Genomic DNA, 8,209 nt, shown 5'->3' on the forward strand with positions numbered 1-8,209 from the left:
TCGCCGAGAAATTCATGGGTCACTCCCCGGCCGGCCTGTTCGGGTACTCGCACATGCTCGGCGGCTTCGCCGGCGGTCAGGCCGAATACGCTCGGGTGCCGTTCGCCGATGTGGGCCCGCTGAGGATCGAAGACGACCTGACCGACGAGCAGGTCCTGTTCCTGTCCGACATCCTCCCGACCGGATACATGGGCGCGGAGATGTGCAACATCACCCCTGGCGACGTGGTCGCGGTGTGGGGTGCGGGCCCGGTCGGCCTGTTCGCGATCATGAGCGCGTACCTGCTCGGGGCATCGAAAGTCATTGCCGTCGACCGCGTTCCGTATCGACTCGAATTGGCGAAGCAGATCGGCGCCACATCGGTCAACTTCGCCGAGACGTCGGTCCTCGAGGAGCTTCGGGACATCACCGCCGGCCGGGGACCCGACCATTGCATCGACGCCGCCGGCATGGAAGCGCGCAGCGGGTCTGCCCCGGTGGACGCCTATGACCGCGTCAAGCAGGCGGCGCGCCTGGAAACCGAACGCCCGCATGCCATCCGGGAAGCGGCGATGAGCTGCCGCAACGGCGGCACGATTTCGATCATCGGGGTGTACGGCGGACTGATGGACAAGTTCCCCATCGGGGCGGTCATGAACCGGTCGCTCACCATCAAGACCGGCCAGTGTCACGTGCACCGCTACATGCGGCCGCTGCTGGACCGGATCCGCAACGGCGACATCGACCCGACCATCATCGTCAGCCACCACCTGACCCTTGATCAGGCGCCGCACGGATACGAGATCTTCAAGAACAAAGAGGACGGCTGCACCAAAGTCATCCTCAATCCGAGTTGACCGGAAGTAAGGAAGGGGAATCGCCATGGCAAATGAATTGCAGGGCAAGAAAGTCGCGATTCTCGCCGCCGATGGCGTCGAGAAGGTAGAACTCGAACAACCCCGTTCGGCGCTCGAGGGAGCGGGCGCCCAGGTCGAGTTGCTTTCGCTGAAGACCGGCGAAATCCAGGCCCGCAACCACGATCTGGAGCCGGCCGGAACCTTCGAAGTCGACCGGGCGGTCTCGGACGCATCGGTCTCCGAATTCGACGGCCTGGTGCTGCCCGGCGGCACCGTCAACCCGGACAAGCTGCGGATGGACAGCTCCGCCGTGTCCTTCGTGCGCGACTTCGCCGCCTCCGGAAAGCCGGTCGCCGCGATTTGTCACGGTCCCTGGACGCTGCTGGAAGCCGGCGTGGCAAAGGGCCGCACGCTCACGTCGTATCCGTCCATCCGCACCGACCTTCGCAACGCCGGGGCGAACGTGGTGGACGAGGAGGTCGTCGTCGACGGCAATCTGATCACCAGCCGATCACCCAAGGACCTCCCCGCGTTTTGCGCGACCATCGTGCAGCAATTAGCACACGCGCCTGCGGGTTAGCCGAAAAGGGCCTTCCCGCACTCCGTTTGAAGCCACCGGTTTGCGGGCATTACACAGGCCAAGCAGTGATCGCCGCGGCGATCCGTCGAAAGGCCAAAGTTGACCACAACATATCCCGGACCCGTTGTTTCTGCTGCCTCGAACGTTTATCAGCCGCAAGATGATTCCCGATTGCTGGTGGGCGTAATGGCAGAAAGCGGACTCATACCGGGCCGGCGTGTTCTCGACTTGTGCACGGGCAGCGGATTTGTCGCGATCGCCGCCGCCGAAATGGGCGCCGCCGGTGTCACGGCCTTCGACATTTGTCCGCAGGCGGTGGGCTGTTCGCGCGGCAACGCCGTCGCCGCCGGCGTGCACGTCGACGTCCGCAACGGCACGTGGAGCGACGCACTGGACTGCGCGCCGTTCGACGTCGTCGTGTCCAACCCGCCGTACGTGCCCGCACCGCCGCACGACGACACGGCGGCGATCCCGGTGAGCGCGGGGCCGTCGTGGGCGTGGAACGCCGGCCCGGACGGGCGGATGGTGCTGGATCCGCTGTGCGAAGCGGCGCCGAAGTTGTTGTGCGACGGCGGAACCCTGCTGTTGGTGCACTCGGCCCTGGCCGGTGTCCAGCAATCGCTGGACGCGCTGAAGTGGGCCGGCATGGACGCGAAAGTCGTTGCGTCGAAATGGATACCGTTCGGCCCCGTGATGACGGCGCGGGCGGCCTGGCTGCAGAGCGGCGGGTTGATACCGCCCGGCCGCCGGGAGGAGGAGCTGATCGTGATCCGGGCGGACAAGCGATGAGCGGCACCCGGGTACAGGTGGTTGTGGGCGGACCGGTGCTGGTGGCCGGCCCGGTGAGCATCGAGATGCCCGACGGGGAGGTCGTCGAATCCGACCGGTTCATGGTCGCCATCTGCACCTGCCGGCGCAGCGACAACTATCCGTTGTGCGACACCAGCCACCGGCGATGCCGGAATCTGTCCCGGCGGACGCCTAGTCCAGCGCCCTCCGCAACGACGTCCGACCCTGCTGCCACGACGCCATAACGGCGTCGGCCAACCGGTTTTCGACCGCCGCATGCGCGCGGATCCCGAACACAACGTCGCGATCGAGCTGTGGCTCCCGGGCGACGAGGTCCCCGACGACATCGATGCGCACCACGTGTTCGTGCACCGCGTCGGCCTCGACGTGCTCGGCGTAGAACTCCACGCACGCGGACGGCGCCCCCATCCGCTGCAGGGCTTGCACCATGCGCCGGGACCCCGGCGGTGACGTGATCTCGGTTGACGCGAAGTGCCCGATGGCGGCGCCGCGCAACTCGCGGTGCAGCCCGAAGAGCGACATCAGGTTCACCGCCGCCAGCGCCTCGGCGGTGACAACGTCCGCATAGGCCAGGTACGTCGTGTCGAGGCCCGCGGCCGCCATCAGGTCGGCGAAGAGCTGCTGATGCAACCGGGGGCCCCGCCCGGCGCCGTATTCGTCGAATTCGATTGCCACGAAAGCCGCTTTGGCGACACCCATCAGTCGCGGGATCGCCCACGCGTGGGGATCGCCCTCTTTGAGGTGATACACCGAGCGGTGCACGAAGTATTCGCGCATCTGCTGCCACGTTCCGGTGTCGCGCAAGTAATACGACGGGCCGGTGCCGTCGGCCGGTTCGACCGAGATGGCCTCCATTTCGGCGGCCGCGGTCTGGTCGTCCGCGATGGGCCCGACGTCGCGGCGCACACCGGCCAGGAAGACGCGTTCCAGTTCGGCGCGCAGGGCCAGCAGCGCCGGATTCCACTCCCAGGCCGGATCCACCCCCGCGAATCCGCGGTAGTGCAGCTCGTAGCACATGCACAGCGCCAGCTGCAGGTCCAGGCCGTAGGGATCCGAATCGCGCACCGACGCGCCGATGCGCGTCAGGTGGTCATGCGACGGCGGCCCCGTCAGGGCGCGACGAACCGCTGTCGACAACGGCCCGTGTGCCGCAGGCAGGACGGGTTCGGTCGAGATCGATGCGCGGGTCACGCCCACGACTACCCGCAATCCAGGGGCCACAAACGGTGCGGTGCCACCCCTAGACGGCCTCGGCCGGCAGGCGAAAGGTGAGGTCGACGGCGGTTCCGTCGGGGCCGTGATCGAGCTCCAGCGTGCTGCTGAGCGCCCTCATCAGCAGCAGGCCCCGCCCGCCGTTGCCGGGGTTGTCGGCCGGTTCCTTCCAGGAGCCGTGGTCGGTGACCCGGGCGCGGATATCCCCGTCCGCGAGTTCGACGTCGAGCGACATCGTGCCCGGCGGGTGCCCGGAGTATGCGTGCTCGACGCAGTTCGTGCAGGCCTCGTTGGCGACCAGCACGATGTCGGCGGCCAGTTCGTCCGGCAGGCCCGCGGCGCGCAGCCAGTCGGCCAACCTGTGCCGAATGCCGGCCAATTGGTCTGCCCTGGCCTCACTTTCGATGCGAAGCGGGGATTGCCGGTACCGATAGATCACCATGGCCACGTCGTCGTCATACCCCGAAGCGGGAGCCAACTCACGCAACACCGCATCGGCGACGGAATCCAACGGCAACGTCGTCGTCTTCGCCAGAACCGCCGCCGCCCGATTGATCCCGTCGTCGATGGACTCGTGCTTGCGCTCGACCAGCCCGTCGGTGAACAGCATCAGGGTCGAGCCGGGCGGCAGCACCCGGCTGGCCTGCGGGCGGGGCTCCGTGCGACGAACCGCCAGCGGCACCGACGAGGCGTCGGTCAGCATCATCACCGTGCCGGGCTCCGAGCCGACGAGCACGGCGGGCATGTGACCGGCGTTGCTGTACTGCAGGACCCCGGATTCGGTGTCCAGGATCGCCAGGAACACGGTGGTGCAGTACGCATTCGGGATGAGCGACGCCGCCGAGTCGAGCTGCTCGAGCAAGAGCGCGGGCTCGGCCCCATTGATCAACAGCGCGCGCGCCGAACTGCGGAGCTGCCCCATGACCGCCGCCGCCGGCAGGCCGCGGCCCACGCAGTCACCCACGACGATGCCGATGCGGTGATCGCCGATCGGGAGCACGTCATACCAATCGCCGCCGATTTCCAGGGGCGGGACGGCGGGCTCGTAGCGCACGGCGAAGCCCGGCGGCGGTTCCATGGTCGGCAGCAGGGCGCGCTGCAACGTCAGCGACGTCTCGCGGGCGCTCTCGAACTGGCGGACGTGTTGCATGGCCAGGCTGAGGTGACCGATGAGGACCGTGATCAGCAGCCGGTCTTCGGCGCTGACCCAGCGCGGTGAGCGCAGCTCCAGCCACAGGGCCACGTCGCCCGCGCCGGAGAGCACCGCCACCAATCCCTGGGCCTTGCCGGGGCTGTCGGGTCGCTCGATCGTCTTGGCGGTCAGCGGCAGCTGGTGGCGCGCGTCCTCGAAGGTGTGACGCAGCCAGGGATCCAGCGTGCGCCAGGAGGTCTCGGACGGTTCGCCGGCGACCTGGACGGTCGGTTCTCCCCCGGTGGCCGGCCAGGAGATCGCGATCACCCGTTGCACGTCGATCGCCGCGGTGCACTCGGCGAGGGTGATGGACAGCAGCTCGTCCACGCTCCTGGCCACCGCCACCGCCGTGGCCAGACGCAGGACCGCGCTTTCCCGCGCGGCGAAGGCCCGCTCGGCGGTGATGTCCCGGATCGTTCCCACGAAGACGTCTTGGTCGCTGCCGCTGCCCTGGACCGCGTTGATGCTCACCGTCACCCAGACCAGATGCCCGTCGCGATGGCGGATCGGCGTCTCGTACGCGGTGCTGCCGATGCTGCGCACGAGCGCCTGCTGTTGGGTGGCGCCCTGTTGGTCGACCAACCACGGATGCGGCCACCGGTACGGCAGGTTCTCGGCGGGATAGCCGAGGATCTCGATGAGGGCGTTGTTCATCTCGACCACGGAGCCCTCGTGGTCGGCGACGAAAAAGCCCTCCTGCAACGAATTCACCAGCGCGGTGCGGAATTTGTCGCGGTCGGCCAGCCCCTCGGCGCGGGCGCGCTCGCGCGCGTAGCGCCTGGTGCCGTCCAGGAAGCCGCGGGTGGCGATGTCGAGGGGCACCAGCATCTGCAGCAGGAACTCCAGCGCGATCGGTGCGTCGACCTGGATGTCCTTGGCCAGTTCGAGGATCAGCTCGACGTGGCGCTCGATGATGCCCAGCAGGCTGACGTCTTCTTGCAACGCCCGGCGCCCGAGCTCATACGCGACAGCCAGGCTGTCCTCGTCGCGCGCCTCCATATAGGCACGCAACGCCGCGGCGTACCGGGCGTGGAAGTCGTCGTCGCTCATGTCGAGGCTCCCCGGTGCCGGGCGGTCAGCACCATGGCGTCGTCGGTTTCCTTCGCGTCCTTGCCGAGAAGCTCCTCAGCGATGGCGACGGCGGGCGCGGCGAAGTCGATGTGGTCCAGGTAGTCTTCGGCGATTCCGTCGGTGCTCATCACGAGCAGATCACCCGGACGCATCGAAATCACTTGCGCGGGCCTGATTTCCGGTATGCGATAGCCGACGATGCCCGCGGTCAGCCGCGCACTGGACCTCACCTGGATGCCGGTGGGGGCCTTGGCCACCAGGTCGGCGGTGACGTTGCCGACGCCCGTCCACGTCAGCGTGTTGGCTGCGAAGTCGACCCGCGCCAGGGTCATCGCGACGCCTCGGGTCCCGGCGAGCAGCCGGTGACAGAGCTGGATCAACACCTCGATCCGCTCACCGCTGGAGCGTTTGACCGCTTCGACGGCCCGCAGCGCCGCGGTCGCGGCCTCCGGACCGTGGCCGAGGCCGTCCACCACGCCGAACAGGGCGGCCTCGCCGCCGACGTCGACCGCGATGCCCCGATCCCCGGAGGTGAACTCACTGGGCAGGGGACGACCCGCCCGCGCCCACTCGATCGGCCCGAAGCGGCCGTTCTCACGCATGGGGCGGAACCCATTTCCACATCTCGACGACCGTCCCCCGGCCGAGCGCGGATTCCACGAACAACCTGTCCATCAGTCGTCGCGAGCCGGGCAGGCCCATGCCGAGCCCGCGCCCGGTCGAATACCCGTCCTCCATCGCCCGCTCGATGTCGGCGATGCCCGGTCCCTGATCCTCCGCGCGCACCACCAGGGCCTTGCGGCCCTCCCGGTCGGCGACGAAGACCCTGACCACGCCGCGACCGGCGTAGCTGGTGATGTTTCGCGCGATCTCGGAGATCGCCGTGGCGATCATCGTGACGTCGGTGAGCGAGAATCCCAGGTCGAGTGCGAGTTGATGTCCGGCTTTGCGGGCTTCGACGATGTCGTCAGAATTGTCGATGTCGACGACGATGTCAGTCTCCACCGTCGCGCCCGATCACCGGTTTCCGCTGCGCCAGTTGGCGATTCAGCAGGGCCAGGCCCTCCTCGAGGTCCAGCGCCGTATTCATGTCGTCGAACGCCAGGCCCAGCTGAACCATCGCGAAGGCCACCTCGGGCTGCAGGCCGACGATCACCGTGTCCGCGCCGCGCAGCCGCGTCATGTGGGCGATCGTCCGCAGCGACCGGGCCGCGAAGGAGTCCATCACGTCGATGGCGGTGACGTCGACGATGATGCCCTGCGCGCGGAACCGGCTGACCCGCTCCATGAGGTCATAGCGAAGCCGCTCGGCGTCGGAGTCGCTGAGCGCGGCCTGCACCGAGGCGATGAGGATCGCACCCTGTTTCAGGATCGGTACCGGCATGGGGCGCTCGTGTTCCTCTTTTTATCCGGTCTGCTCGCCGGTGCGGGTGACCTCGTAGCCCAGCAGCCGCTCGGCTTCCTCGATGCCGCCCTGCAGGTCGCCGACGGCGTTCATCTTCGACAGGTCCAGGCCGATCGTCACCAGCGTCAGGGCGATTTCGGAGGACAGGCCGGTGATGATGACGCTGGCGCCCATCAACCCCGACGCGTCGACCGTCTGCACCAGGTGGTTGGCCACCGTGGAGTCGATGGTGGGCACACCGGTGATGTCGATGACCACCACCTTCGCGCGGTTGGCGCGGATGGCTCTCAGCAGCTGTTCGGTGACCTGGCGGGCGCGCTGGGAATCGAGCACACCGATGATCGGCAGAATCAGCAGCTGTTCACGCACCTGCAGCACCGGCGTGGACAGCTCGCGAATCGCCTCCTGCTGCTGGCGGATGATGCGCTCGCGCTCCTGGACGAAGCTGACCGCCACGGTGTTGGCGATGCGGTTGGCCGCCGGTTCGTACGCGTCCAGAACCCGGTTGAGCATGTCGAATTCCGTCTGGTACTTCTCGAACAACGAACGCGCGAGCACGTCGCGCAGCAGCAGCACGATGCCGACGACCTCGTCCGTTTCCACGCCCCGCGGAATGATGCGCTCCGACAGGTCGCGCGCGTAGGCCTGCAGCGCCTCGACGCTACCGGTCTCGAGCACCTCCACGTAGTTGTCGTAGACGGCCGTCGCCTCGGAGAACAGCTCCTCCGGCGTCATCGCGGTGAGCAGTTCGGCCTCGGTGATCCGGCGCGCCCACTCCTCGCGCAGGACGGTGCGGTTCTGCCGCAGGTGCTGGACGAGCTGGGGTAACAGGCCCTCGCTGGAAATACCGACTGCCTGCACGGTGGCGCCCGCGCCGCTGAACTCCGCCGGCGAATCTGACATGTGGCCTCCCAGGTGCCGGTCCGCGCCCCGCCGTGTGCAGGCTCGATTTTGCGAGACTAGCCTGGGTTGCCGCGGGGCAGGTGTTGAGGGCATATTCTTCTCGCAGTCCGCAACGCAGGCTAGGCTTGCACCACACCCTGAAGCCCGGGACAAAGGATTGCCATTGTCAGCTCCTGATTCGATTACCACGTTGGTTGAGG

General features: G+C 67.7%; 10 protein-coding genes. 4 read left to right on the top strand and 6 right to left on the bottom strand.

The window, feature by feature from the left end; genetic code table 11:
* From A9X04_RS16685 to A9X04_RS29790, 4 genes are all read left to right on the top strand, one after another.
* A partial coding sequence (locus A9X04_RS16685) for a zinc-binding dehydrogenase (RefSeq protein ID WP_067922558.1) occupies window positions 1–836 on the top strand: 836 nt, incomplete at its 5' end.
* A gap of 25 nt (window positions 837–861) precedes the next feature.
* A complete protein-coding gene (locus A9X04_RS16690; protein ID WP_067922561.1) occupies window positions 862–1,416 on the top strand; it encodes a type 1 glutamine amidotransferase domain-containing protein in 555 nt (184 codons plus the stop codon).
* A 99-nt stretch (window positions 1,417–1,515) separates the two neighbouring features.
* Complete coding sequence (locus tag A9X04_RS16695; protein WP_067922563.1) at window positions 1,516–2,205, top strand: HemK2/MTQ2 family protein methyltransferase; 690 nt, start codon at window positions 1,516–1,518, stop codon at window positions 2,203–2,205.
* Entirely contained in the window at window positions 2,202–2,450 is a 249-nt protein-coding gene (locus A9X04_RS29790) for a CDGSH iron-sulfur domain-containing protein (protein ID WP_082975042.1), read from the top strand. Before A9X04_RS16695 ends, A9X04_RS29790 begins: the two co-directional genes overlap by 4 nt.
* On the opposite strand, the gene A9X04_RS16700 is transcribed toward A9X04_RS29790, so the two are convergent.
* Genes A9X04_RS16700 through A9X04_RS16725 form a run of 6 tightly spaced genes read right to left on the bottom strand, consistent with a single transcriptional unit; the run spans window position 2,398 to window position 8,009 of the window.
* Window positions 2,398–3,417 (bottom strand): iron-containing redox enzyme family protein, encoded by a 1,020-nt coding sequence (locus tag A9X04_RS16700; RefSeq protein ID WP_067922578.1) that lies wholly within the window; start codon window positions 3,415–3,417, stop codon window positions 2,398–2,400. The genes A9X04_RS29790 and A9X04_RS16700 overlap by 53 nt on opposite strands.
* Window positions 3,418–3,466: 49 nt before the next feature.
* On the bottom strand, window positions 3,467–5,680 hold the full coding sequence (locus tag A9X04_RS16705) for a SpoIIE family protein phosphatase (protein WP_067922566.1): 2,214 nt from the start codon (window positions 5,678–5,680) through the stop codon (window positions 3,467–3,469).
* Entirely contained in the window at window positions 5,677–6,303 is a 627-nt protein-coding gene (locus tag A9X04_RS16710) for a SpoIIE family protein phosphatase (RefSeq protein WP_067922568.1), read from the bottom strand. The genes A9X04_RS16705 and A9X04_RS16710 overlap by 4 nt, the downstream gene beginning before the upstream one ends.
* Window positions 6,296–6,706, bottom strand: a complete 411-nt coding sequence (locus tag A9X04_RS16715) for an anti-sigma regulatory factor (RefSeq protein ID WP_067922571.1) — start codon at window positions 6,704–6,706, stop codon at window positions 6,296–6,298. Before A9X04_RS16715 ends, A9X04_RS16710 begins: the two co-directional genes overlap by 8 nt.
* Complete coding sequence (locus tag A9X04_RS16720) at window positions 6,696–7,085, bottom strand: STAS domain-containing protein (RefSeq protein ID WP_067922573.1); 390 nt, start codon at window positions 7,083–7,085, stop codon at window positions 6,696–6,698. The genes A9X04_RS16715 and A9X04_RS16720 overlap by 11 nt, the downstream gene beginning before the upstream one ends.
* A 21-nt stretch (window positions 7,086–7,106) precedes the next feature.
* On the bottom strand, window positions 7,107–8,009 hold the full coding sequence (locus A9X04_RS16725; RefSeq protein ID WP_067922575.1) for an STAS domain-containing protein: 903 nt from the start codon (window positions 8,007–8,009) through the stop codon (window positions 7,107–7,109).
* Between the last annotated feature and the right edge of the window lie 200 nt (window positions 8,010–8,209).

It is taken from the genome of Mycobacterium sp. E3247, from assembly GCF_001667785.1.
In the GTDB taxonomy this organism is placed as follows: domain Bacteria; phylum Actinomycetota; class Actinomycetes; order Mycobacteriales; family Mycobacteriaceae; genus Mycobacterium.